The sequence below is a fragment of the Mesorhizobium sp. M0715 genome, assembly GCF_040320355.1.
In the GTDB taxonomy this organism is placed as follows: domain Bacteria; phylum Pseudomonadota; class Alphaproteobacteria; order Rhizobiales; family Rhizobiaceae; genus Mesorhizobium.
The window spans coordinates 34,232-57,571 of the sequence record NZ_JAMYPL010000010.1; the positions used below are offsets into that span (position 1 = coordinate 34,232).

General features: G+C 64.1%; 22 protein-coding genes. 17 read left to right on the forward strand and 5 right to left on the reverse strand.

Going from position 1 to position 23,340, the window contains the following annotated elements; translation table 11 throughout:
• The first annotated feature begins 26 nt into the window (after window positions 1–26).
• From NKI21_RS14585 to curA, 10 genes are all read left to right on the forward strand, one after another.
• A complete protein-coding gene (locus NKI21_RS14585; protein WP_023809077.1) occupies window positions 27–1,061 on the forward strand; it encodes an ABC transporter substrate-binding protein in 1,035 nt (344 codons plus the stop codon).
• An 11-nt stretch (window positions 1,062–1,072) separates the two neighbouring features.
• The gene (locus tag NKI21_RS14590) at window positions 1,073–2,074 is read left to right on the forward strand and encodes an ABC transporter permease (protein WP_352866072.1); all 1,002 of its coding nucleotides are present in this window, start codon (window positions 1,073–1,075) and stop codon (window positions 2,072–2,074) included.
• Window positions 2,068–2,859 (forward strand): ABC transporter ATP-binding protein, encoded by a 792-nt coding sequence (locus NKI21_RS14595; protein ID WP_023809075.1) that lies wholly within the window; start codon window positions 2,068–2,070, stop codon window positions 2,857–2,859. Before NKI21_RS14590 ends, NKI21_RS14595 begins: the two co-directional genes overlap by 7 nt.
• Window positions 2,856–3,194, forward strand: coding sequence for a hypothetical protein (locus NKI21_RS14600; protein WP_023809074.1), 339 nt, complete (start codon window positions 2,856–2,858; stop codon window positions 3,192–3,194). The genes NKI21_RS14595 and NKI21_RS14600 overlap by 4 nt, the downstream gene beginning before the upstream one ends.
• Before the next feature lie 2 nt (window positions 3,195–3,196).
• Window positions 3,197–4,216 carry an isopenicillin N synthase family dioxygenase gene (locus NKI21_RS14605; RefSeq protein WP_128302598.1) on the forward strand — a complete coding sequence of 340 codons (1,020 nt, stop codon included), beginning with the start codon at window positions 3,197–3,199 and terminating at the stop codon, window positions 4,214–4,216.
• Window positions 4,217–4,661: 445 nt separating this feature from the next.
• Complete coding sequence (locus NKI21_RS14610) at window positions 4,662–5,684, forward strand: amino acid ABC transporter substrate-binding protein (protein WP_127293017.1); 1,023 nt, start codon at window positions 4,662–4,664, stop codon at window positions 5,682–5,684.
• A gap of 58 nt (window positions 5,685–5,742) precedes the next feature.
• Entirely contained in the window at window positions 5,743–6,891 is a 1,149-nt protein-coding gene (locus NKI21_RS14615; RefSeq protein WP_352440726.1) for an amino acid ABC transporter permease, read from the forward strand.
• Entirely contained in the window at window positions 6,888–7,970 is a 1,083-nt protein-coding gene (locus NKI21_RS14620; protein WP_032908639.1) for an amino acid ABC transporter permease, read from the forward strand. The genes NKI21_RS14615 and NKI21_RS14620 overlap by 4 nt, the downstream gene beginning before the upstream one ends.
• Before the next feature lie 166 nt (window positions 7,971–8,136).
• A complete protein-coding gene (locus NKI21_RS14625; protein WP_352440725.1) occupies window positions 8,137–9,459 on the forward strand; it encodes an LLM class flavin-dependent oxidoreductase in 1,323 nt (440 codons plus the stop codon).
• A 24-nt stretch (window positions 9,460–9,483) separates the two neighbouring features.
• Window positions 9,484–10,503 (forward strand): NADPH-dependent curcumin/dihydrocurcumin reductase, encoded by a 1,020-nt coding sequence (curA, locus tag NKI21_RS14630; protein ID WP_352440724.1) that lies wholly within the window; start codon window positions 9,484–9,486, stop codon window positions 10,501–10,503.
• A gap of 169 nt (window positions 10,504–10,672) precedes the next feature.
• Here the strand turns inward: curA and NKI21_RS14635 are convergent, their stop codons facing one another.
• Genes NKI21_RS14635 through NKI21_RS14655 form a run of 5 tightly spaced genes read right to left on the reverse strand, consistent with a single transcriptional unit; the run spans window position 10,673 to window position 15,654 of the window.
• Entirely contained in the window at window positions 10,673–11,989 is a 1,317-nt protein-coding gene (locus tag NKI21_RS14635; protein ID WP_352440723.1) for an aspartate aminotransferase family protein, read from the reverse strand.
• Window positions 11,986–12,753: an N-formylglutamate amidohydrolase gene (locus NKI21_RS14640; protein ID WP_352440722.1), complete on the reverse strand. Its 768-nt coding sequence runs from the start codon at window positions 12,751–12,753 to the stop codon at window positions 11,986–11,988. The genes NKI21_RS14635 and NKI21_RS14640 overlap by 4 nt, the downstream gene beginning before the upstream one ends.
• On the reverse strand, window positions 12,753–14,075 hold the full coding sequence (locus NKI21_RS14645) for a type I glutamate--ammonia ligase (protein WP_352440721.1): 1,323 nt from the start codon (window positions 14,073–14,075) through the stop codon (window positions 12,753–12,755). Before NKI21_RS14645 ends, NKI21_RS14640 begins: the two co-directional genes overlap by 1 nt.
• Complete coding sequence (locus NKI21_RS14650; RefSeq protein ID WP_023809063.1) at window positions 14,072–14,719, reverse strand: cysteine hydrolase family protein; 648 nt, start codon at window positions 14,717–14,719, stop codon at window positions 14,072–14,074. Before NKI21_RS14650 ends, NKI21_RS14645 begins: the two co-directional genes overlap by 4 nt.
• Entirely contained in the window at window positions 14,716–15,654 is a 939-nt protein-coding gene (locus tag NKI21_RS14655) for a MurR/RpiR family transcriptional regulator (protein WP_023809062.1), read from the reverse strand. Before NKI21_RS14655 ends, NKI21_RS14650 begins: the two co-directional genes overlap by 4 nt.
• Window positions 15,655–15,799: 145 nt before the next feature.
• Between NKI21_RS14655 and NKI21_RS14660 the strand changes: the two genes are divergently transcribed.
• The 7 genes from NKI21_RS14660 to ocd are packed head-to-tail and all read left to right on the forward strand — an operon-like array spanning window position 15,800 to window position 23,339.
• A complete protein-coding gene (locus NKI21_RS14660) occupies window positions 15,800–16,966 on the forward strand; it encodes an NAD(P)/FAD-dependent oxidoreductase (protein ID WP_023809061.1) in 1,167 nt (388 codons plus the stop codon).
• A 14-nt stretch (window positions 16,967–16,980) separates the two neighbouring features.
• Window positions 16,981–18,822 (forward strand): branched-chain amino acid ABC transporter ATP-binding protein/permease, encoded by a 1,842-nt coding sequence (locus tag NKI21_RS14665; RefSeq protein ID WP_245486042.1) that lies wholly within the window; start codon window positions 16,981–16,983, stop codon window positions 18,820–18,822.
• Between the two features lie 44 nt (window positions 18,823–18,866).
• Window positions 18,867–20,033: an ABC transporter substrate-binding protein gene (locus tag NKI21_RS14670; protein WP_023809059.1), complete on the forward strand. Its 1,167-nt coding sequence runs from the start codon at window positions 18,867–18,869 to the stop codon at window positions 20,031–20,033.
• A gap of 4 nt (window positions 20,034–20,037) precedes the next feature.
• Window positions 20,038–20,742 carry an ABC transporter ATP-binding protein gene (locus tag NKI21_RS14675; protein ID WP_023809058.1) on the forward strand — a complete coding sequence of 235 codons (705 nt, stop codon included), beginning with the start codon at window positions 20,038–20,040 and terminating at the stop codon, window positions 20,740–20,742.
• Between the two features lie 5 nt (window positions 20,743–20,747).
• A complete protein-coding gene (locus tag NKI21_RS14680) occupies window positions 20,748–21,629 on the forward strand; it encodes a branched-chain amino acid ABC transporter permease (protein WP_027035600.1) in 882 nt (293 codons plus the stop codon).
• 4 nt (window positions 21,630–21,633) lie between these two features.
• Entirely contained in the window at window positions 21,634–22,263 is a 630-nt protein-coding gene (locus NKI21_RS14685; RefSeq protein ID WP_352866080.1) for an FMN-binding negative transcriptional regulator, read from the forward strand.
• A gap of 29 nt (window positions 22,264–22,292) precedes the next feature.
• Window positions 22,293–23,339, forward strand: a complete 1,047-nt coding sequence (ocd, locus tag NKI21_RS14690; RefSeq protein WP_352795664.1) for an ornithine cyclodeaminase — start codon at window positions 22,293–22,295, stop codon at window positions 23,337–23,339.
• Window position 23,340: the final 1 nt, after the last annotated feature.

A 23,340-nucleotide genomic window follows, 5' to 3' on the forward strand; every position in this document is an offset into this window, starting at 1 on the left:
CATCGATCCGGTCACAGGAGGGTACAATGACTTCCAGCAGGAAAATCGGGGCAACATCGAAAATCTCGCGGCGCGGCGTGTTGCGCGCCGCCGGCACACTCGGTGTTGGCGCCGCGGCTGTGGCCCTGCTCGCCAGGCCGACCAGCTACGCCATAGCCGGCAATGCGACCAAGGTGCGGTTGTCATGGACCGAGTTCGCGGCCTGCCATTCGCCGATCGCCTTCGCCCTTTCGAAGGGCATCTATGCCAGGCATGATCTCGACATCGAACTCTACTATCAAGGTGCCAGCGGCCAGACGCTGATCCAGTCGATCGCCACCAACAAGACGGATGCCGGCGCCGGCTTGCTCTATGACTGGGTCAAGCCGCTGGAGCAGGGGCTGGACGTCAAGCTGTTCGTCGGCTCACATGGCGGCTGTACAAGGCTGCTGGCGTCCGAGGCCTCCGGCGTCACCACGCTCGAAGGTCTGAAGGGCAAGACCATCGTCTCCTATGACGTCGCCAGCCCGCCAAAGCACTCCTTCCAGGTTGCGCTGGCCAAGGCAGGCCTCGATCCCGAAAATGATGTGAACTGGCTCAACGTGCCGTTCGATCTGGTCGGCGAAACGGTTGGCAAGGGTCAGGCCGATGCGCTGGCGCATCTCGATCCGTGGGCCTATTCCCACAAGAAGAAGTTCGACCTTGTGGAAGTCGCCAACACGCAAACCGGCTCGTTCGAAGGTGCAGTCTGCTGTGTGCTTGGCGTCAATTCGGCTTTCCTGGATGCCAACAAGGATGCCATCCGGCGGTTGGCCGAGGCCGACATCGAGATCCACGAATATGCCGCGGCGCATCCAGATGAGGTGGCAAAGTGGTTCGTCGACAATCTCAACCCGGGTTTCCCCTTTGAAGATATCCGCGACGAGATTGCGTCATGGGTGTTGCACAACCATCCGGTCGGCAAGGATCTGCAGGATCAGGTGAAGCATGCGGCCGCTGATCTGTCGCTGATCAAGGTGCTCGATCCCACCACCGACCCGGCGGAACTCGCGCAGCGGGTGACGGTCGACATTCTGGCCTGACGGTTGCGGTGATGAGCGCAGCGATCGACGAGGACGCAGGCGAAAAGAGTGTTTCTTCCGCTTCTGCCGGGCCGGTGTGGAAGCACGGGCTCTATGCCGCCTCGGCTTGGCTGCTCGCTGCCAATGTCACGATTGCCTTCCCCGATGTCGTTCCGTGGGGTAGCCGCGATGTCTTCGTCGCCCTGCTGGTCGCCGGAGCGATGATCCTGGCCGGTCTTGCATTCAGCGTCGAAAAGCTTGGCGGATTTGGCCGCGGGCTGATGCACTACGGTCCATGGCTGATTGTGCTGGGCCTTTGGTTCGCGGTCTGGGAGTTGATCACCGCCAAGCTCGGCTGGATGCCGAAACCATTCTTCACGCCGCCGCACGGCCTCCTGCATGTCTATATCGTCGACTGGCAACGCATCCTCATCTGCATCGCTTACACCGCGCGGCTGTGGACCATCGGCTTCTTCAGCGGCATCATTGTCGGCTTCATCGGCGGCGTGGCGCTAGGCTGGTCCAAAAACTTCGCCTATTGGGGCATGCCGGTGCTGAAGCTGATCGGCCCCGTGCCGGCGAGCGCCTGGATCCCGGCAACCTTCTTCCTGTTCCCGACGACGTTCCAGGCGAGCCTGTTCCTGGTCGCGCTTGCATCCGGCATACCGGTCGCGATCCTGACCGCGTCGGGCGTCAACTCGGTCAACCGCTCCTTCTACGACGTGGCGCGTACGCTTGGCGCCAGCAGCCGCTATCTGGTTCTTCGCGTGGCGATACCGGCCGCTCTGCCGCATGTCTTCGTCGGCCTGTTCATGGGGCTGTATTATTCCTTTGCCGTGCTGGTGGTCGCCGAAATGCTCGGCGCGAAATACGGTCTGGGCTGGTATCTGCAGTTCCAGACGGCCTATTCGGCCTACGCCAACGTCTACGCGATGCTGATCGTCATGGCATTGCTCTGCTCGGGTCTGGTCAAGCTGCTGTTCGTCGCGCGCGACCGGCTGCTCGGTTGGCAGAAGGGTGTCGTACAATGGTAGCCTTCGGCACCACTCGCGTCGCGGTCGATAACTCTGCCGGTCTTTCCGTCGACTTTCACGGCGTCTCGCATCAGTACGATCTGGATGGGCAACCCTTGCCGGTGCTGCGCCAGATCGACCTGGCCGTGGCGCCAGGCGAGTTCGTGGCGCTGCTCGGTCCATCCGGCTGCGGCAAGTCGACCCTGCTGCGGCTGGCGGCAGGGCTGGAACGGCCAAGCAGCGGTGAGGTGCTGGCAAACGGGACAATCGTCGCCAGACCGGATCCGTCGCGCGTCCTGGTGTTTCAGGACCCGACGCTGTTTCCGTGGCGGACCGTTCGCGACAATGTCGCCATCGGGCCGGAAGCGCGCGGCGTCCTGCCTGGCAGTCAGAAGCGGATCGATGGTGCGCTTCGCCTGGTCAAGCTCGAGGCTTTCGCCTCCGCCTTTCCGCACCAGCTGTCCGGCGGCATGGCGCAACGCGCCGCGCTGGCGCGTGCCCTGATCAACGACCCGCGCCTGCTGTTGCTCGATGAGCCGCTGGGCCGGCTGGACTCACTCACCCGGCTGACCATGCAGGAGGAGCTTTTGGCGCTCTGGCGGCAGGCCGAATACACGGTCATTCTGGTCACCCACGATGTCGAAGAGGCGCTGCTGTTGTCCGGGCGCGTCATCGTGCTGACCGAGCGCCCGGCACGCATCAAGGCCGAGGTCGCGGTCGATCTGCCCTACCCCCGTCGGCGTGACGATCCGCGCATCGTAGCCCAACGCCAGCACATCCTCGAGATTCTCGGGTTCTCGGCATGACCGAAAATACGTCGGCATCGGTCAGAAAACTGTTTTCGCCGCGCTGGCTGGAAGCGGCGGGAATTGTCCTGACGCTCATTGCTCTCGTCTGGTGGGCGATCGTCTACGCACAGGTCATGTCGAACACCGGATTTCCAATCGAGCGCACCCTGCCATGTCTGCTGCAGACGTCTGACCGCTGCTCGCTTGCCATGTCGTTGTGCAAGACTTGGCATTTCCTCGGCATCCGGCGCTATTCGCCCGAACTGTTGTGGGCCGGAGCGATCATTTCCAGCTTCGCGCTTCTGTGGGGGAGCTTCATGCAAAATCCAAAGCAGAAAAAAGAAGGAACCTGACCATGCCCAGAATTGTGCCGGTGCTCGATCTGAGCCGTCTCGAACAAGGTGCCTCCGAATATCGTACCTTTCTCCTGGACCTGCGCACGGCGGCGCGAGACGTTGGCTTCTTCTATCTCAGCGGCCACGGAATTTCCGCCTCGGAGATCGACGACGTGCTGGATGCCTCGCGCCGGTTCTTCGCGCTGCCGGAGGCCGACAAGCTGGCGATCGAAATGGTCAAATCCCAGCAGTTCCGCGGCTACACCCGCGCCGGCGGCGAACTGACCAGGGGCGCGGCCGATTGGCGTGAGCAACTCGATTTAGGCGTCGAGCGCCAGCCCATAGCGCAGGGACCTGGAATTGCACCATGGACAAGGTTGCAGGGACCGAACCAGTGGCCGTCTGCACTGCCGGAACTCAAGCCGGCACTGCTTGCATGGCAGGCCAAGGCGACCGCGGTGGCGATTCGGCTGTTGAAAGCTTTCGCACTATCGCTCGATCAGCCCGAGGACGCCTTCGACGCGATCTACCGGGACTCGCCCAATCATCGCATGAAGATCGTGCGTTATCCCGGCCGTGACGCGACCGAAGGCGACCAGGGCGTCGGCGCGCACAAGGATGGCGGTTTCCTGACACTGCTGCTGCAGGACGACAACAAGGGGCTGCAGGTCGAATATGACGGAAGCTGGGTGAATGTGGATCCGCTGGCGGGAACGCTGGTCGTCAACATCGGCGAACTGCTCGAACTGGCATCGAATGGATATCTGCGGGCCACCGTGCACCGCGTCGTGACGCCGCCTGCCGGCGTCGAGCGGATTTCTGTCCCCTTCTTCTTCAGCGCGCGGCTCGATGCGACCATCCCGCTTCTCGGCCTTTCCGAGGAACTGGCGGCGCAGGCGCGCGGACCGGCAAGCGATCCCGACAACCCGTTGTTCCGCGATGTCGGAACCAACGTGCTCAAAAGCCGGCTGCGTTCACATCCCGACGTGGCACGCCGCCACTACGCTGATCTCCTCCAGACCGGAACCGCGGGCTCGTAACGGCTGCTGAGCACGAATTTTTGCTCATTTGTATATTTTTGGAATTCCATTCGTCGCCAAGTAACCAAAATAGGCTCAAACAGGTAAAATCGTTCGGCGGTTTCCTCCCATTCCGCTGAACGGTGTTCCCCTCTGAAGGTTTAACCTTCTTTTGGCCGGGCCGTATTCGAGCCCGGCCATTTTTTTGTCCCGGGATATTCTTCTTCAGCCGCGCTGGAACGTGTCTTTCGCGAGGGAACACATTCGGGAACGGTGCAGGTTCGCATTCGCCGCCAATGGGCATTTTCGAAGCAATCTGCTTTCCGGACAGGCAGAAAATTGGATTGCCGTTCCTTAGTCTACAAAAATTATAGAGTTAACTTCGGGGCAGTCGAACAGAGCGGGGGACGTTCCGCGATCGGCTGACAACAATGAACCTCAGGAGTTGACTGACATGACGATTGCAATGCGGCTTGGCGCCGGTTGGAGGACGGCACTGGCGACGACGCTGGTGGTGGCGGCGGGATTGTTTTCGACCGCGACCTATGCGGGCCCGACGCTCGACAAGATCAAGGAGCGTGGCTCCATCAAGGTCGGTGTCGGCACGACACCCGGTTTCTTCTCGCCGGACAGCAACGGTCGCTGGCAAGGCTTCTTCGCCGACTATGGACGCGCCCTGGCGATCACTGTCTTTGGCGACCCGGACAAGGTGGAGTTCACCAACTCTTCGCCGCAGCAGCGCCTGCCGGCGCTCCAGGCCGGTGAGTTCGACATTCTGCTGTCGGGCGTGACGGTAACGATCACGCGTGCCTTCCAGCTCGGCTTCCATTTCGGTCCGACGGTTTTCTACGACGGCCAGGGCATCCTTGTGCGCAAGGACCTCGGCGTCACCAAGGCTGCCGACCTGGACGGTGCCACGATCGGCGTTCAGAGCGGTACGACCGGCGAGTTGAACATCGCCGATTTCTTCCGCAAGACCGGCAAGAAGTTCACACCGGTGACGATCGAGGATACCGGCGAATTCATCAACGCACTGGAGACAGGGCGCGTCGACGCCATCACGCAGGACTCGTCCGATCTCGTTGGCAAGCGCACCCAGCTGAAGAAGCCCGATGACTACATTATCCTGCCCGAGCGGCTGTCGAAGGAGCCGCTCGCACCGGCAATCGCCGGTGGCGACGACCGCTGGCTCGAAATCGTCAACTGGACGGTCAACGCAACCATCCAGGCCGAGGAATGGGGCATCACCAGCAAGAATGTCGACGAGTTCCTGAAATCGCCGGATCCGGCCATCCAGCGCTTTCTCGGCGTAGACCCGTCGCTCGCCCAGGCGATCGGCCTCGATCCGAAATGGGCCTATAATATCGTCAAGACCGTCGGCAATTACGGCGAAATCTATGACCGGAACCTGAAACCGCTCGGTTGGGAGCGCGGCTACAACAGCCTGTGGACCAACGGTGGTCTGCTGTACTCACCGCCGTTCCGCTGAGACCCTTCAGCCAATGTCATTGACGGACGAAACCGTGCCGGGTCCAGACGGACCCGGCATGTTACGCAAGTTGTCCAGGTGGTGGGGCGACTGGCCGCTGACCCAGATCGCGGTGATCGCGGCTGTCATCGCCCTGTTCTGGCTGCTCGGCCACAACACCGCCGCGACCATGGCGCGCATCGGCATCACGCCGGGGTTCGACTTCCTCGGCAGGCCGGCGAATTTCGAGATCGGCGAGGCGCCGATCGCCTTCAGGGCGGGCGACCCCTATGCGCGCGCGATCCTGGCCGGTCTTCTGAACACGCTGACGGTGGCAGCGCTTGGATGTCTGCTCGCCACGATCCTCGGCGTTGCTCTCGGTGTTGCCGGCCTCTCAGGCAATCTGTTGCTGGCCGCGCTCGTGCGCTGGTATGTCGAGATCGTCCGCAACACGCCGCTTCTGCTTCAGCTGTTCTTCTGGATTTCGCTGGCAAAATCGTTTCCCTCGCCACGCCAGGCGCTCTCGGTCTTCGGCAGTTTCTTCCTCACCAACCGGGGCGTGTTCGTTCCCGGGCTCGCCTTTCATGGTGTGTCGGCGCCGACGCTCTGGCTGCTTGTCGGCCTCGCCTTGGCCTATATGGCTTTCCTTTGGAGGGCGCGGCGCGAGGGCAGCTTGCCTGCCAGGCGGCTGGGCATCGCAACCGCGGGGCTGCTGGCTGGCGTTGTGCTGACCTTTCCTCTAACCGGAGCCGGTGCGAGTTGGGAGATACCGGCGCTGGCTGGCTTCAACATTCGCAGCGGCTACAATCTGACGCCGGAATTCACGGCACTGTTGACGGGCCTGGTGGTCAAGTTTTCGGCGGCAATCGCCGAGATCGTGCGAGCCGGCATCCAGTCGGTCGACCGTGGCCAATGGGAAGCGTCCCGGGCGCTTGGCCTGCACAGCGGCCAGATCATGCGGCTCGTCGTGCTGCCGCAGGCCTTGCGCGTCATCACGCCGCTGACAACTTCCAGCTACCTGGACCTGACCAAGGATTCCAGCCTTGCGGTTGCCATCGGCTACCCTGATCTCGTCAGCATCATCAACACCACCGCCAACACGACCGGGCAGTCGCTGGAAGCGCTGACACTGCTGATAGGCATCTATCTGGCGATCAACCTGTCCGTATCGGCCGCCATGAACCACTACAACCGGCGTGTCGCTCTCAGAGGAATTGCGAGGACATGAGCATCTCCGACGCTGTTTACCTACGACCGTGGCGATCGTCGGCAACGCTGCGGACGTTGAAGATCGGGCTTTTCGGCACCCCGCTCAATTCAGTCATCACCCTGGTTACGGTGGCGTTGCTGGGCTGGATCGTACCGCCACTGCTGCGCTGGGGCGTATTCGACGCGACATGGACCGGAACCTCAGCCGACTGTGCACTCGCCAACGGCGCATGCTGGGCGTTCGTGGGGGCGAAATTCCGCTTCATCCTGTTCGCCTTCTATCCGCCGGCGCTGCAATGGCGCCCGCTCGTCGTCATGGTGCTGCTGCTGGGGCTCCTCGTCATCACCGCTCAGCCGCGATTTTGGCGCAAGGGACTGCTCGTCGCCTGGCCTGTCGTCGTCGTCGCCAGCTGGATCTTGATGTCCGGCACGCTGGTGCCTCCCGCCGTCCCATCGAACCAGTGGGGCGGGCTGGCCGTGACGCTGTTCGTATGGTCGGTCTGCTTCGGACTGGCGACGCCGCTGGCGATCCTGCTCGCCCTGGCGCGGCGTTCCGGCATGGGCGGCCTGCGCACGCTTGCGATCGCCTTTATCGAACTGATGCGTGGCACGCCGATGGTGGCCATCCTCTATGTGGCGATGCTCATCCTGCCAATGGCCATTCCGAATGGCCAGCTGATCGACAAGAATGTCCGGGCGATGATCATGATCACGCTGTTCTGGTCGGCCTATGTCGCCGAGGTCGTTCGTGCCGGCCTCCAGGCAATACCGGCGGGCCAGCACGAGGCCGCGACCGCGCTTGGCCTCGGCTATTGGCGCACGATGCAGCTCGTTGTCCTGCCGCAGGCGCTGCGTCTGGTCATTCCCGGCATGGTCAATCTGGCGATCGGCTTCCTGCTGGCGACATCGCTGCTTGCCGTCATCGGCATTTTCGACCTGCTCAATGCGGCCCGATCCTCGGCGGCCGATCCGCAGTGGCTCGGCTACTACGACGAGGCTTATCTGTTCGCTGCGCTGATCTATTTCGTGCTGTGCTTCGGCGGCTCACGCTACAGCCTCTGGCTGGAGACATATCTGCGCCGGTCGCAGCGACACTGAGCCCATAAAGCTCGCCGGCGGAGCGCTGTGCCATTTTGCGCTGGCGGCGGGGAAGCGAATGCTGCGGAAGCGCGTGGCGGGGGAACGCAATACCTTCCCCGTGCCTTGATGGAGGTCGATCCTCGTCGAGATTTGTTCAATCTCCAACGTCCGAGATATCCGCCACATGACACGAAAACAATTGCGCCTCGGCGCCTTCATGCGCCCCGTCAGTCTGCACACCGGCGCCTGGCGTTACCCGGGCGCCTATCCCGATGCCAATTTCAATTTCGCGCATCTGAAACGCTTCGCCCAGACGCTGGAGGCGGCGAAATTCGACGCGTTCTTCCTGGCCGACCATCTGGCCGTTCTCAACATGCCGATCGAGGCGCTGCGGCGCAGCCACACTGTCACGTCGTTCGAGCCATTCACGCTGCTGTCGGCGCTCGCCGCCGTCACCGACCATATCGGGCTGGTCGCTACCGCATCGACGACGTTCGACGCGCCCTATCATGTTGCCCGCCGCTTCGCCTCGCTGGACCATATCAGCGGCGGACGCGCCGGCTGGAACATCGTCACCACGTCCAACCCTGACGCGGCGCTGAACTTCGGCCTCGACGAGCATGTCGAGCATGATGAGCGTTATCGGCGGGCACGGGAATTCTACGATGTCGTCACCGGCCTGTGGGACAGCTTCGCCGACGATGCATTCATCCGCGACGCCGAAAGCGGGCTCTATTTCGACCCCGCAAAGCTGCATGTGCTTGACCATAAGGGCGAGCATCTTTCGGTGCGCGGTCCGCTCAACATCTCGCGGCCTATCCAAGGCTGGCCGGTCATCGTCCAGGCCGGCGCCTCGGAGGCGGGGCGACAGCTGGCTGCCGAAACGGCGGAAGTCATTTTCGCCGCCCATGCCGATCTCGCCTCGGGGCAGCGTTTCTTCGCCAACGTCAAAGGCCGTGCGGAGAAACTTGGCCGCTCGCGCGACGACATCAAAATCCTGCCCGGTGCCTTTGTCGTGGTCGGCGACAGCGTCGAGGACGCGCAGGCCAAACGGGCTAAGCTCGACAGCCTCGTCTATTACGAGAGCGGCATCGCCTCGCTGTCGATCGCGATCGGACATGATGCGTCCGGTTTTGATCCCGACGCGCCCTTGCCCGAAATCCCCGAGACCAATGCCTCGAAGAGTGGCCGCGAGCGCGTCATCGAACTGGCGCGCGAGGAGAACCTGACCGTTAGGCAGCTTGCGCAAAGGCTGGGCGGCTATTCCGGGCTTGCTTTTGTCGGCACGCCTGAAACAATCGCCGACGAGATGGAGGAATGGCTGGTTGCCGAGGGCTCCGACGGGTTCAACATCATGTTTCCCTACCTGCCGGCAGGGCTCGATGATTTTGCCGAGAAAGTGGTGCCGGAATTGCAACGGCGAGGCATCTTCAGGCGGCAATATGAGGGGTCGACACTGCGCGAGAATCTCGGCCTGAAGCGGCCGCCCAACCGGTTTTTCGAGTAGAACATCCTTCGCGGAGAGGTCTCCATGTCAATCCAGTCCAACACCCGCATCGTGCTCGCGGCGCGACCGCAAGGCCGGCCGAAGCCGGATCATTTCCGCATCGAGACGGTTGACCTTGACCAGCCGGGAGAGGGCGAACTGCTGTTGCAGATCCTTTATCTGTCGCTCGATCCCTATATGCGCGGTCGTATGAACGCCACCAAATCCTATGCCAGGCCGGTCGACGTCGACGGTGTGATGGAGGGCGGCACCGTCGCGCGTGTGATGATCTCTCGCCATCCGGAATTTGCTGAAGGCGACATCGTCCTGTCCCACTCCGGATGGCAGAGTTTTGCATTGTCCGACGGTGTTGGGCTGCGCAAGCTCGATCCCGCGGCGGCGCCCATCACGACCGCACTGGGTGTGCTCGGAATGCCGGGCTTCACCGCCTATGCCGGTCTGCTCACCATCGGACAGCCGAAGCTTGGCGAAACGGTCGTCGTGGCGGCCGCCAGCGGTGCGGTCGGGTCGGCCGTCGGCCAGATCGCGCGCATCAAGGGAGCGCGTGCCGTCGGCATTGCCGGCGGTGCCGAAAAGTGCGCCTTCGTGCGAGACGAGCTGGGCTTTGACGCGGTCGTCGATCACCGGGCCGACGATTTTGCAGAGCAGTTGAAGGCAGCTTGCCCCGGCGGCATCGACATCTATTTCGAGAATGTCGGCGGTCCTGTCTGGGACGCGGTGTTTCCGCTGTTGAACGAGTTTGCGCGTGTGCCGGTCTGCGGGCTGATCGCGCAGTACAACGTCATCGCGGATGCCGGCACCGACCGGTTGCCGACATTGATGCAGCAAGTGCTGCACCGCAGCCTGACGATCAGGGGTTTCATCCAGCGCGAATTTGTCGACCAGCGCCCGGCCTTCTACCGCGAGATGGCCGACTGGATAGCATCCGGCCGGGTTCGATACAGGGAAGATATCGTGGATGGCATCGAAAATGCGCCACAGGCCTTTCTTGGCCTTCTCGAAGGCAGGAATTTCGGCAAGCTGATCGTGCGTATCGCGGAATAGTTGCTGCGCAACAATCAGTCGGGGCTGCCTCGAGCAATTTCAGGAAAAGTGTGAAACGCTTTTCCGTCCGGATTGCGTAAAAACAAGGAGTTAGAGCGGGTCGCCGTTTCCGTGAAACGGTGAACTGCTCTAGGCAATTTCTGCCGCAGCCGTGGCCGCGCCTTTCTGTTCACCACATCATGAAGGAGGCGACGTCCGCGTCCGAGACCTCGCCGGCGTTGACGTCGGCGATCGCCTGGTCGACGATCGCCACGCCCTCCGCCACTTCGTCTTCCGTCAGCGTCAGCGGTGGCATGAACTCCAGCACATTGGCCTTCAACCCGACATAGGTGAAGGCTGCACCCAGCTCATAGCCGCGATAGATGATCTTGGCCGTGGTCGCCGCCGCAACCGGCTCACGTGTCGTGCGGCCCTTGACCAGTTCGACGCCGATGGCAAGGCCGCGCCCGCGCACATCACCGATGATCTCATGCCTGGCGGCAAGGGCTCGCAGCGCGTCGGAAAACAGCATGCCGATCCGCGCCGAGCGCTCGACCAGGCCGTCCGTCTCGATCGTCTTCAGCACCGCGTTGCCGGCCGATGTCGCCACCGGATTGCCGGCGGTTGTCTGCAGCGCGAAGGCCGGCGCATGGTCCATGATCTCCTTAGGGCCGATCACGGCCGACAACGGCAAGCCACCGCCGATGCCTTTGCCGAAGACGACGAGGTCCGGCGTCAGTCCTTCATGCTGGAAGCAGTGCATCATGCCGCTGCGAGCGAGCCCGACCTTGACCTCGTCGACGACAATCTTGATGCCGTGCCTGCGGCAACGCTCCTGCAATGCCTTGAGAAAGCCAGGCGGCGGCACGATCAGCCCGCCATCCGACATCAACGGCTCGATGAACACCGCCGCGACCTGATGCGGCGGGCAGGTGGTCTCGAACTGGTAGTCGAGCAGCGCAAGCACGTCGTCGCTGCTGAAATTCGGTCGGAACGGATCGGGATAAGGCAGCAGAAGCACGCCCGGCCGGGGTAGCGTGTGGGTCATGGCGGTATGGCCGCTGATGCCCATCGAGCCGGAGAGATTTCCGTGATAGGAGCCGATGAACGAGATGAAGCGCGAACGGCCGGTGGCCGCCTGCAGCACGCGCACCGCGCAGTCGTTGGCATCCGACCCGGAATGGCCGAACCAGACGCGCCGTTCGCCTTCTCCGGGCGTAATCGCCAGCAGCCGCTCCGCCAGCGATACGGCGGGCTCGTTCGGGTAGAGCAGCAGGCTGGCGCCGGCCATGTCGCGGATCGACGTCTCGACCGCTTCGACGATGGCCGGATGGCCGTAGCCGAGCACCGCCGGACCGGCCGATCCCGAAAGGTCGAGCAAGGAGCGGCCGTCTTCCTCGATCAGCCGGTTGCCCCGGCCGCCGATGACGCTGAGCGGCGAGAAACGCAGCTTGCCGATCTGGGCGATGGTCGCGGCGTCACGTTCGCGCAAGCTGAGATTGCTCACGACACTTTCTCCGCCTTCTGTGCCGGCAGTGCCGCCGCCAGCCGGTCCGCCCATTCCTCGATGCCGCGCCGTGTCGACAAAAGGTCCTGCCGGATCTCGATGAGGACGGCGGCGATGCCGCGATCATCGCCATGGATGGGCACGGCGTAGTCGGCGTCACGGCTGATCACATAGGGCACGTTGGCCGCGACATTGAGCCCGGCGTCGGTGCGCAGGCCCGAAAGGATCGCTTCGGCGAGATCTCTTGCTTGGTCGTGCAGCACGCCGGCATGCCAGGGTCTGCTGACACCGAGGAAGACCGGCGTGAAGGAATGGATCGTCACGATCCGCGTCCGCCGGCCTGCCTGTGCCCGGCAGTCGAGATGCGCGGTCACCCGGTCATGAAACGGCGAAAAGATGATCTCGGCACGCCGGGTCCGCTCCGTCGCGTCGATGCCGACATTGCCGGGAATGCCGGTATCTTCCGACAGCACCGGAATGCTGCCCTGGGTATTGAGCGGCCGGTTGAGGTCGATCAGCAGCCGGGAGTAGCCGCTGAGGAAAGCTGGTGAATCGAGCTTCGCGGACAGCAGGCGGGTCACCTCGGCGGCGCCGATATCCCAGGCGATGTGGCGCTGCAGATGATTGGCATCGAGGCCGAGCTGTCGATACTCGGCCGGCATGTGGTTGGAGGCATGCTCGCACAACAGCACGATATCGGAACGGCCGTGCTCGTTGAGGACCTCGACGGCCTCCGGCCAATCTTTTTCGGTCCGTGCGGTCATCAATAGAGCGTCCGGTAGAGATCGCAGATGGAGGCCGGATCGAGACCGGCAAGACGCTCGGCTTCATGTCGTTTGAGGCCGACGAAAGTGTCGATGAAGACAGGCGCGAACCATCCCGTCACGGTGCCGTCGGCCAGCAACGCGTCCAGTGCCGCGGGCAGGGTTTCGGGCAGGCGCACTAGACCGAGACTTGCGCGCTCCGCCTCGCTCATCAGCGTCGGGTCGCCGGTGACCAAAGGTGGCGACGGCAGGCCCGCCTTCAGCCCTTCCAGCCCGGCGCGGATAATCGCCGCCAGCGACAGATAGGGATTGCCGGTGGCGTCCGCCGCCCGGTACTCGATATTGTACTGCCGCGCCGGATCGCGCCCCCCCATCGTCACTGTCGGGCAGATGCGCAGCGACGCCTCGCGGTCGCGGTCGGCGAGCCAGGTATAGGACGAACTCCAGCTGTGCGGCTTCAGCCGGTAGAAGGACGACACGCTCGACGCCGTCATCGCGGTCATTCCAGGCAGATGGCGCAGCACGCCGGCACAGAAGGCGCCGGCTTTGGCGGAAAGGCCGCCCGCCAGTGCCGGATCGTATGTCACCGGCTTGCCGGCCTCGTCGACGAAGCTGAAATGGATGTGGACGCCGTTGCCGACGGCAGTTGGCGCGGTTTTGGGCGCGAAGCTCGCACGCCAGCCGGCATTGCGCGCCAGTTCGCGCGTGATTTCGCGGATGGCGACGGCGCGGTCGGCTGCCGTCAGCGCGTCCGCCGGCTCGTGCGTCACCTCGAACTGCTCGTCGCCGAATTCGGCGATGACCACTTCGGGTGCGACGCCGGCCTCCTCCAGCGCCGCCATCAGGTTGGGCGCGAAGGGGTCGGTTCGCCTGAGCGCGGCGAAAGACATCGAATGCGCCGGCGCGAAGCCGCCGTCGGCGACGTTGAATTCATGCTCGAAGGCGGCGATGACCGACAGGCCGGTCGCGGCTTTCAAATCGGCCGACGCCTCTTTGAGCATCGTGCGGGTGCAGCCGAGCCATGGGCTGCCGTCGAGCTCGACGATGTCGCCGGCGACCATGTCGAACGGCGTCGCCGATCCGGTGCGTGTCGTGCGAAAGCGCGCCTTGAGATCGGGGATCAGCCGCAGGTCGCCCGACGAGCCCCAGGGGTTGGGATCGACGATCGAGTTGAACGGCGTCAGCGACAGATTGGCCTGCAGCCAGCCGACCCCGGTCGTGGCGGTCTTCTGCAACTTGCTTTCGGCAACGAAACGGCCCCGCGTGACGGCGGAGAGATCCGTGGTGACGACGGCAACCAGAGGCTCGACGGTCGATGTCATGCCGGTTTTCCCAAAGCGTTGAAGCGGTCGACGACCGTGTCGGTGTCGGCCACCCAGCAGTAGCCGCCGAAGGCCTTGAGCGCGATGTCGTGGCGTTCCTGGGTGATGGTGGCGCAAGCATCCGATACGCAGGTGACGAGATAGCCGCGGTCGGCGCCGTCGCGCACCGCCATGTCGACGCATTGATCGGTCAGCACGCCGACCACGACGAGATAGCGGATGCCGAGGTTCTTGAGGAGATAGTCGACATTGGTCGAATTGAAGATGCCCGACGACGTTTTCGGCAGCATGATCTCGTCGCCAACCGGCGCCAGCGATGCCACCGGCAGTCCCTCGGGGAGGCTGGGTGCAATATGGATCGGCGTCAGCTTGTGGTCGAGCGAGCGGTCGCGGCCGTCTTCGGTCAGGCTCTGGATGATGGTGTGCAGCACCTCGACGCCATTGGCCCGCGCCGCGGCCAGCAGGCGCTCCTGGTTGGGGATCGTCCGCGAGGATGTCTGCCGGTAGAAATAGTGATCGGGGCCACGCTCCGGATGCGACGGATCGGCGCCCGGCTCCAGCCAGATGCGCTGCATGTCGACGAGCAGCAGTGCCGTTTCGCCGGCACGGAAGGCTTCGTCTCGTTTGGGTAGGGCCTGGGTCATGCTTTGTCGTCCTGCTTTGCTGATTTGGGTCCCGGCGTCTTGCGGGGTCCGGGTATCTTGCGCGCGCCGTTCTCTTGCGGGTCGCTGTCGAGCGTCACGGCATTGGCATGTCGCACCCTTTCGAGCCGCTCGATGCGGGCGCGGGCCTCGTCGCCCAGCGTCGAAACGATATGGGCGACCAGCGCCTCCATCTGGGCGATCGCCGGCGCCAGCGTGTCGTAGGGCGAGGCGACTTCGAGCGGGCTGACGATGGTGACTTCGGCGAGATCTGATATCGGCGACAGCCATTGGTCGGTGAACAGGACGATGCGCACATTGAGCGCCGCCGCTTGGCTCGCATAGGCCATCACATCAAGCTGATAGCGGCGATAGTCGAACACGACGAGCACGTCGCGGCGGTCGAGGTCGGCGAGCGTGTCGAAGGTCTGCGGGGAGAGCACACCAAGATCGCGAACCCCGGAGCGAAACTGCACGAGATAGCCGGCCAGCATGCCGGCGATGTGGCGGCTGAACCGGCCGCCAACCAGCACGACCTCGCCCTTGACCTCCATCAGCAGGCGGGCCGCCCGTTCGTATGTCTGGATGGGTGTCGCGGCGGTGGCTTTCTGCAAGGCCGTGGTGACGCTATCGAGATAGGCCAGCACGGCGCTGTCGTTGGAACCGCTCTGCCGCTTGGCCTCCATCATCAGCAGCGGCGAGTGCAGTCTTGCCTCGACTTCGGCCAGAAGCTTCGCCTGGAAATCCGGAAACCCTTCATAGCCGAGTTTTACGACCAGCCTCACCACGGTCGGATCGCTGACGCCAGCGCGCCGCGCAAGCGACGAAGCGGTGCCGAGGCCGGAGGTCGGATAGTCCGTCAACAGCAGCCGGACGATCTTCTCTTCCGACGGCGTCAGCGCAAGATCCCCGCGCATCAGAACATCGCGTATCGCCATGGGCCTCCCCGAAATCCATGTTCTCTTGTTTTGTCGAGTTTATTACAGAGATTTAAATCTTGGTCAACAATGAAGAGATGTTGACATTGTGTGATCGCTGGCCCTACCTTGTCGGAAAGCAGCCAAGAGACTGTGGGGAACAGCCATGCGAAACGGAAGCGACGTCATCGTCGTCGGTGCCGGTATTGTCGGATCGAGCGCCGCCTATCATCTGGCCAAGGCCGGTGTGAAGGTCACGTTGGTCGAGCAGACCCACCCCGCCGGCGGCCCGTCGGGCAAATCGTCGGCGCTGCTGCACGCCTTCTACCTGATGCCGGAACTGTCGCAGCTGTCCATCCGTGGCCGAGAGATCCTGGTGTCGCTGCCGGAAATCGCGGGCGAAGGATCCTTTGTCACCGAAATCGGCATGATGTGGGTCTGCGGCAACGACAACAAGGTGAGTTGGACGGCGGCAGCCGAACGCATCCGCGGCGAGGGCGCGCGCATCGAGACATTGTCGCCGCAGGCCTTTGCCGACGCGGCACCCGGCTTTGTCCTGGACAATGTCGCAATGGCGCTGTGGGAGCCGGAATATGGCTACGCCGATGCCTTCGGCGCCACCAACGCCATCGCCCGTGCCGCCCGCGCCAACGGTGCTGGGATCATGCAGAACACGTTGGTCGAGAGCCTCCAGCGGCAGGGCGACCGCATCACCGGCGTCACCTTGACCGATGGAACGGTGCTGGAAGCCGGTACCGTCGTCCTGGCCGCCGGGCCATGGACGCGCCGGCTGCTGGCGACAGTGGGCCTCGATCTGCCGCTGCATGTCGAGCGCCATCCGATGGCCGTGCTGGACGCTGCCGGCAAGGCAAGGCAGGTCATGCCGTTCGCCTGGTGCGACGACATTTCCTGCAACTATGCACGGCCCGACAATGACGGCGTCATCCTGGCCGGCACCTGGGCCGGCGGCGGCACCGGCCTGCGCCATGAGCATGCAGGCCGTCCGCGCCTTGTCGAAAATCCCGACAACTACATGGAAGGTGTCGAGGAAGCTGAATCGGTCGAGATCCTGGAGACCTTCGCCACCCGCTTGCCGGCCATGGCCGAACTTGGCATCCGCCCCGGCTATGCCGGGCTCTACGACATGAGCCCCGACGATCTGCCTGTCATCGGCGCCATGCCTGGGGTCGAAGGGCTGGTCGTTTCTGCCGGATCCTCCGGCCACGGCTTTAAGACCGGTCCAGCCGTCGGCGAGGCCGTGGCCAGGCTGGTCACCGAGGGAGCACAGCCGATCCTGGCGCCGTTTTCGCCCGATCGCTTCAGGGCCGCGTGATGGCGTCGCCGACGATGAGCGAGAGCAACTCACGCGGCCTCATGCCGGCCGCGTTTCGCAACGCCACCGCCGATGCCCTGTGCATGGTCGCGGTGCTGCTGCTGGTGGCGCTTGCCGCCTTTGTCTTCGGCAGCGCCGCCATGCAACGTGTGGTCACCTATGCAGCGATCATGCTGACGGCGGTGCTTGGCCTGCAGATATTCTCCGGCAACAGCGGCATCGTCTCGTTCGGCCAGGCCGCCTTTGTCGGCCTCGGCGCCTACGCTACGGGCATCCTCACCATGCCGACCGCATTGCAGCGAACGGCGCTGCGCGACCTGCCGCAATTCCTCGCAGGCCATCAACTCTCCTTTGTCGCGGCGCTGGCCGTCGTCCTTGCTCTCGCGGTCATCGTCGGCCTGTTGACCGGCACGCCGCTGCTCAGGCTTTCCGGATCGAGCGCTTCGATCGCAACGCTTGCCATGCTGATCATCGTCTACACGCTGCTGGTCGCCGGACGCGAAATCACCCGCGGCAGCCAGCCATTTTACGGCGTGCCGCGCGAGGTCGGGCTGTGGACGGCTGCCGCTGTCGCTTCGGTGGCGCTGGTGGCGGCGAGGTTGTTTCGCGAAACCTCCTTCGGCCTTGCCACCCGCGCCGCCGCCAATGACGAGCGTGGTGCGGCCGCCGTCGGCGTCGACCAGCGCACGGCGCGTCTGGCCGCCTGGGTGGCGGGCGTCGTCGCCGCCATGGCCGCCGGCGCCATGATGGCGCAATTCCTTGGCGCGTTTTCGCCGCGCGATTTCTATTTCGACCTCGGCTTCACCATGCTCGCCATGCTGATCGTCGGCGGCATGACCTCGTCGCTCGGCGCTTTCGCCGGCGTCATCGTCACCATCGTTTTGGTCGAAGTGGTGCGCCGCTTCGAGGGCGGCGGCGAGGTGCTCGGCCTGCATCTGCCTGTCCTGTTCGGCTTGACCCAGGGCGTGCTGGCCATCGCCATGATCCTGGTCATCTGGCGACGCCCGACCGGTCTGTTCGGCGAGCGTGAGCTCAACCTTTTGCGCCGGCCGGGACGCCAGGCCGTGACGGCTTCGGCGGCACCTCCGCAGCATGTCGAGAGTGACCGGCTCACCGCCGACCATCTGTCGCGCCGCTATGCCGGCGTCGTTGCCGTCGATGACGTCAGTTTGAGCTTCGGGACAGACAGCATCACCGGCATTATCGGTCCCAATGGCGCCGGCAAGACCACGCTGCTCAACATGCTGGCCGGTGATGTCCAGCCAAGCACCGGCACGGTGTCTGTCGGCGGCGCGGTGCGGCAGGCTTCGGCCTTTCGCTTCGCCCGCTCCGGCGTTGCCCGCACCTTCCAGAACATCCGCGTTTTTCCGCACATGACGGTGCTCGAAAATGTCGTTGTCGCAGCACGCCAGGTGGAACCTGATCTCGGCCATGCCGAGGCGGCGGCGATGAGCGAGCTTGCGCGCATGGGGCTGGAGAGATTTGCCGATCAGCCGGCCGCCAGGCTTGCCTATGGCCAGCGCCGCCGGCTCGAAGTGGCACGCGCCCTGGTGTTGAGGCCACGCTTCCTGCTGCTCGACGAGCCGGCCGCCGGCATGAACGCCGTCGAGACCGCCGAACTGGTCTCGATTCTATCGACGGTTCGCGCGGAGCGCCGCATCGGCGTCGTGCTGATCGAACACGACATGCGGCTGGTGATGAATTTGTGCGAGCGCATCGTCGTCATCGATCATGGCCGCGTCATCGCTGACGGCACGCCCGGCGACGTCCAGAAGAACCCCGCCGTGATCGCCGCCTATCTCGGCAGCCGCACGGCGCGTGCCAAGACCGCAACAGCTGAAAACCAGACCGCATGACCTGCAACGACAACCAATCATAAAAATCCAGAAGGAGAACCGACATGCCAAGCCTCTATCGCCTCCATCGCGCCGCCCTGTGCGCTGCCGTGTTCGGCATCGCCGCCATTTCGACGGCCAGCGCCGAGGAGATCATCATCGGTGCCGCGACCGCGCAGACCGGCGGCCTTGCCCCTTACGACCAGCCGGCACTTGCCGGCCTGCGCATGTCGCTCGACGAACTCAACGCCAAGGGCGGGCTCGGCGGCAAATACACCGTCAAGCTTTTGATCAAGGACACGCGCTCCGATACCGCGCAGACCGCCACCGTCGCCCAGGAGCTGATCGACGCCGGCGCCAAGATCATGATCACGCCGTGCGATGCCGATCCCTCGATTTCCGCCGGCCAGCTCACCCAGCCGCTCGGCATTCCGACCCTGACGCTGTGCGGCTCCGCCCCGGTGCTGACCGGCGCGGTCGGCGACGTCATGTTCGGCACCTATCCGGCCGACAATGTGCAGGCGACGGCGGTCGCCGACTTTGCCGTCTCCGAAGGCAAGAAGAAGGTGTTCCTGCTGACCTCGCCGGACTCCACCTACACCGCCAATCTGCCGGAATATTTCGGCAAAGTGTTCGAGAAGAAGGGCGGCGCCATTGTCGGCCGCGGCACCTTCAGCATGGGCCAGCCCGACTTTTCCGCCGAGATCACCAACATCAAGGGCCTGGCCGACAAGCCCGACCTGATCATGACGGCGGCCTACGAGCCGGATTTCCCGGCCTTCATCCAGCAATTGCGCGGCGCCGGCGTCACCATCCCGGTCTATGGCGCCGATGCCATCGGCACGCCGACCATCAAGGCGCTCGGCAAGCTGGTCGACGGCGTCGTCTACACCGCGGCCGGCTATGCCGAGCCGGGCAGCAAGCTAGAGGCCTTCAACGCCGCCTTCACCAAATATGCCGGCCACGCACCGGAATCGACCTATGAGGTCAATGGCTACGAGATCGGCCTGATCCTCGACCAGGCGGTCAAGACGGCCGGCTCCGACGACCCGAAGGCGATCCGCGACGCCATCGCCGGCCTCAAGGATTTCGAAGGCATCACCGGCAAGATCACCTATGCCGGCACCGATCGCATGCCGTTGCGGCCAGTGGCGCTGATGCGCTACGAGGGCGGCGAGGGCAAGCATGTCCAGACACTGATCCCCGACGCTGCCGACGTTCCCGCGCCGTGATGTCATGCTGAGCGTCGAAGCCCTGAAAATCCGGTACGGCGAGGTCGAGGCGGTGCGCCGCGTCGACCTCACCGTCGGCAGCGGCGAGATCATCGCGCTGGTCGGCGCCAACGGCGCCGGCAAGAGCTCGACGCTCGGCGCCGTCGCCGGGCTGGTGCCGGCGGCATCCGGCAAGGTGGTCTTCGACGGTGTCGACATCACCGGCCTGGCGCCGGAGGCGATAGCCCGCAAGGGCGTCGCGCTGGTTCCCGAAGGCCGCCGTATCTTCGCCAGCCTGACGGTGGCCGACAATCTGCGTCTCGGCGGCGCGGTGCATCAGCCGGCGGCCGAGGCAAGGCTGCGCGAGGAGGAGATGCTGGAGTTGTTCCCGATCCTGCGCCGCTACCATCGCGTCAAGGGCGGCAATCTGTCGGGCGGCGAACAGCAGATGCTGGCCATCGCCCGCGCGCTGATGGGCAAGCCGCGCATGATCCTGCTCGACGAGCCCTCGCTCGGCCTTGCCCCGCAACTGATCGACACCGTCTTCGACCTGATCGCCGAACTGCGCCGCAAGGGCCTGACCATCCTTCTGGTCGAACAGAATGTGGCGCTGGCGCTCGAAATCGCCGACCGCGCCGTCGTGCTCGCCAATGGCGAAGTGGTGCTGGCCGGCACGGCAAAAGAACTCGCCTCCTCGGACCTCGTCCGCCAGGCCTATTTGGGAGCTTGAGAAGCATGATCGCGCAGCAGATCATCAATGCGGTGAGCCTCGGCGGCGTCTATGCGCTGCTGGCGCTCGGGCTGGCGATCGTCTTTTCCATCGTCGGCCTCATCAACTTCGCCCATGGCGAGCTGATGACGCTGTCGGGCTACGCGCTTCTGGCCTCGCTGGTGCTCGGCTTTCCCTTCCCGGTAGCCGTGCTTGTCGCCGTCTCCTGCGGCGCGCTCGCCGCTGTCGCCATGGAGCGTATCGCCTTCAGGCCGATGCGCGGCGCCAGCGTCACCAGCCTGCTGTTGACCAGCTTTGCCGTCTCCAGCCTGTTGAAGGTCGTATTCCAGAACGGCATTTCGGCGCGGCCGCAAGCTGTCGCCATGCCCGGTTGGATGACCGGCGCCTTCTCCTTCGGCGATTTCACCATCGGCGTCGGTCCCAGCATCTCCATCGTCGTCTCCGCACTGGCGCTGATTGCGCTGGAAGTCTTCCTTCGCCGCTCGGTGACCGGCACGGCGATGCGCGCCGCGGCGGAAGATTTCGACGTCGTGCGCCTGATGGGCATTCCGGCCAGCCGCATCATCGCCACCGCCTTCCTGCTCTCCGGCCTGCTTGCCGGGCTGGCGGCCATGCTGTGGGTGGCGCAGCGTGCCTCAGTCGATCCGCTGATGGGCTTTACGCCGGTGCTGAAGGCCTTCATCGCCGCCGTCGTCGGCGGGCTCGGCAGCTTGCCCGGTGCTGTCGCCGGCGGTTTTCTGCTCGGCATCATCGAGGTTTTGTTGCAGGCGACGCTTCCGGGAGCGATCGCGCCCTACCGCGATGCCATCGTGCTGTCGGGGGTCATCGCGGTACTGCTGGTTCGCCCGCAAGGCCTGATCCCGGCGGTTCGCGCTCAGCGAAGCTGACCTGATGTATACCAAGCCTGAATTTGCGCCGCTGTCGTCGGACGAGGTGTTCGGCCTGATCGAGGCTGCGGCCTTCGCGACGGTGGTGACAGCGGGACCGCAGGGCCTTGTCGTCTCGCATCTTCCCTTCGTGCTCGATCGCGCGCGTGGTGAAAACGGAACGCTGGTCTCGCATCTCGCCAGGGCCAATCCGCACAGCACCTTGATCAGCGAAGGCTGGGAGACGGTCGCTATCTTCCACGGCCCACATGGCTACATCTCGCCGTCCTGGTATCCGCGCAACCCGGTGCGCGACAGCGCGCCGACCTGGAATTTTGCTGTCGTGCATTGCCATGGGCATCCGGTTCCGCTCGACGATCATGCCACCGCCCGGCATCTCTTGCAGCTTGTCGACGTGCTGGAGAAAGATCGCGAGGATCGCTGGCGCATGCGCGAGCTCGGCCCTGGCGGCATGGAGCGGCGCATACCTGGTGTCATAGGGTTTGACCTGCCGATCGATCGGCTCGAGGCCAAGTTCAAGATGGGTCAGGATGAGCGCCTCTACGACACAGGCGGAGCCATCAGGGCGCTGGAGCAAAATGACCCTGCGCTGGCAACGATGATGAAGACGCACAACGCGCATCGCCAGGACTGACCGGCTGCATGCGGCAAGGACAAGAAAAAATGATTCCCAATCTCAACATCGTCCCCTTCGTCAGCGTCGACCACATGATGAAGCTGGTGCTGAAGATCGGCGTCGAGCGCTTCCTCGTCGAACTCTCAGGCTACATCGAGGACGATTTCCGCCGCTGGGAACTGTTCGACAAGACGCCGCGCGTCGCCTCGCACAGCGCCGAAGGCGTCATCGAGCTGATGCCGACCAGCGACGGCGAGGTCTATGGCTTCAAATATGTCAACGGGCACCCCAAGAACATGCGCGAGGGCCGCCAGACGGTGACCGCCTTCGGAATGCTCGCCGATGTCCACAATGGCTACCCCGTATTGCTGTCGGAAATGACCATCCTGACCGCGCTGCGCACGGCGGCGATGTCGGCCCTGGCCGCCAAGTACCTGGCGCCGACTGGCTCCGACTGCATGGCGCTGATCGGCAACGGCGCTCAGGCCGAATTCCAGGCGGTAGCCTTCAAGGCGCTGCTCGGCGTCGACAGGCTGAGGCTTTACGACATCGATCGCAAGGCCACCGAAAAATGCATCCGCAATCTGGCCGGCCTCGGCTTCGACATGGTCGCCTGCGGCACCGCGCAAGAGGCGGTAGAAGGGGCCGACATCATCACCACCGTCACCGCCGACAAGCAGTGCGCCACCATCCTCACCGACAACATGGTCGGCTCCGGCGTGCACATCAACGCCGTCGGTGGCGACTGTCCCGGCAAGACCGAACTGCACCGCGATATCCTGCTGCGCTCCGACATCTTCGTCGAATATCCGCCGCAGACGCGCATCGAGGGCGAGATCCAGCAGCTTGCACCAGATCACAAGGTGACCGAGCTGTGGCAGGTGATGTCGGGCGCCGTACAAGGCCGGCGCGATGCGACCCAGATCACGCTGTTTGATTCGGTCGGTTTCGCCATCGAGGATTTTTCGGCACTGCGTTACGTCAGGGATCAACTGCGCTCGACCGGCCTCTATCAGGAACTCGACATGCTGGCCGACCCCGACGAGCCGCGCGACCTGTTCGGCATGCTGCTGCGGGCGGCCCAGCAGGGTTGAG

Coding starts and splice junctions, on each gene's coding strand:
- NKI21_RS14585 (WP_023809077.1), top strand. CDS start 27: ATGACTTCCAGCAGGAAAATCGGGGCAACATCGAAAATCTCGCGGCGC.
- NKI21_RS14590 (WP_352866072.1), top strand. CDS start 1,073: ATGAGCGCAGCGATCGACGAGGACGCAGGCGAAAAGAGTGTTTCTTCC.
- NKI21_RS14595 (WP_023809075.1), top strand. CDS start 2,068: ATGGTAGCCTTCGGCACCACTCGCGTCGCGGTCGATAACTCTGCCGGT.
- NKI21_RS14600 (WP_023809074.1), top strand. CDS start 2,856: ATGACCGAAAATACGTCGGCATCGGTCAGAAAACTGTTTTCGCCGCGC.
- NKI21_RS14605 (WP_128302598.1), top strand. CDS start 3,197: ATGCCCAGAATTGTGCCGGTGCTCGATCTGAGCCGTCTCGAACAAGGT.
- NKI21_RS14610 (WP_127293017.1), top strand. CDS start 4,662: ATGCGGCTTGGCGCCGGTTGGAGGACGGCACTGGCGACGACGCTGGTG.
- NKI21_RS14615 (WP_352440726.1), top strand. CDS start 5,743: ATGTTACGCAAGTTGTCCAGGTGGTGGGGCGACTGGCCGCTGACCCAG.
- NKI21_RS14620 (WP_032908639.1), top strand. CDS start 6,888: ATGAGCATCTCCGACGCTGTTTACCTACGACCGTGGCGATCGTCGGCA.
- NKI21_RS14625 (WP_352440725.1), top strand. CDS start 8,137: ATGACACGAAAACAATTGCGCCTCGGCGCCTTCATGCGCCCCGTCAGT.
- curA (WP_352440724.1), top strand. CDS start 9,484: ATGTCAATCCAGTCCAACACCCGCATCGTGCTCGCGGCGCGACCGCAA.
- NKI21_RS14640 (WP_352440722.1), bottom strand. CDS start 12,753: ATGACCGCACGGACCGAAAAAGATTGGCCGGAGGCCGTCGAGGTCCTC.
- NKI21_RS14645 (WP_352440721.1), bottom strand. CDS start 14,075: ATGACATCGACCGTCGAGCCTCTGGTTGCCGTCGTCACCACGGATCTC.
- NKI21_RS14650 (WP_023809063.1), bottom strand. CDS start 14,719: ATGACCCAGGCCCTACCCAAACGAGACGAAGCCTTCCGTGCCGGCGAA.
- NKI21_RS14655 (WP_023809062.1), bottom strand. CDS start 15,654: ATGGCGATACGCGATGTTCTGATGCGCGGGGATCTTGCGCTGACGCCG.
- NKI21_RS14660 (WP_023809061.1), top strand. CDS start 15,800: ATGCGAAACGGAAGCGACGTCATCGTCGTCGGTGCCGGTATTGTCGGA.
- NKI21_RS14665 (WP_245486042.1), top strand. CDS start 16,981: ATGAGCGAGAGCAACTCACGCGGCCTCATGCCGGCCGCGTTTCGCAAC.
- NKI21_RS14670 (WP_023809059.1), top strand. CDS start 18,867: ATGCCAAGCCTCTATCGCCTCCATCGCGCCGCCCTGTGCGCTGCCGTG.
- NKI21_RS14675 (WP_023809058.1), top strand. CDS start 20,038: ATGCTGAGCGTCGAAGCCCTGAAAATCCGGTACGGCGAGGTCGAGGCG.
- NKI21_RS14680 (WP_027035600.1), top strand. CDS start 20,748: ATGATCGCGCAGCAGATCATCAATGCGGTGAGCCTCGGCGGCGTCTAT.
- NKI21_RS14685 (WP_352866080.1), top strand. CDS start 21,634: ATGTATACCAAGCCTGAATTTGCGCCGCTGTCGTCGGACGAGGTGTTC.
- ocd (WP_352795664.1), top strand. CDS start 22,293: ATGATTCCCAATCTCAACATCGTCCCCTTCGTCAGCGTCGACCACATG.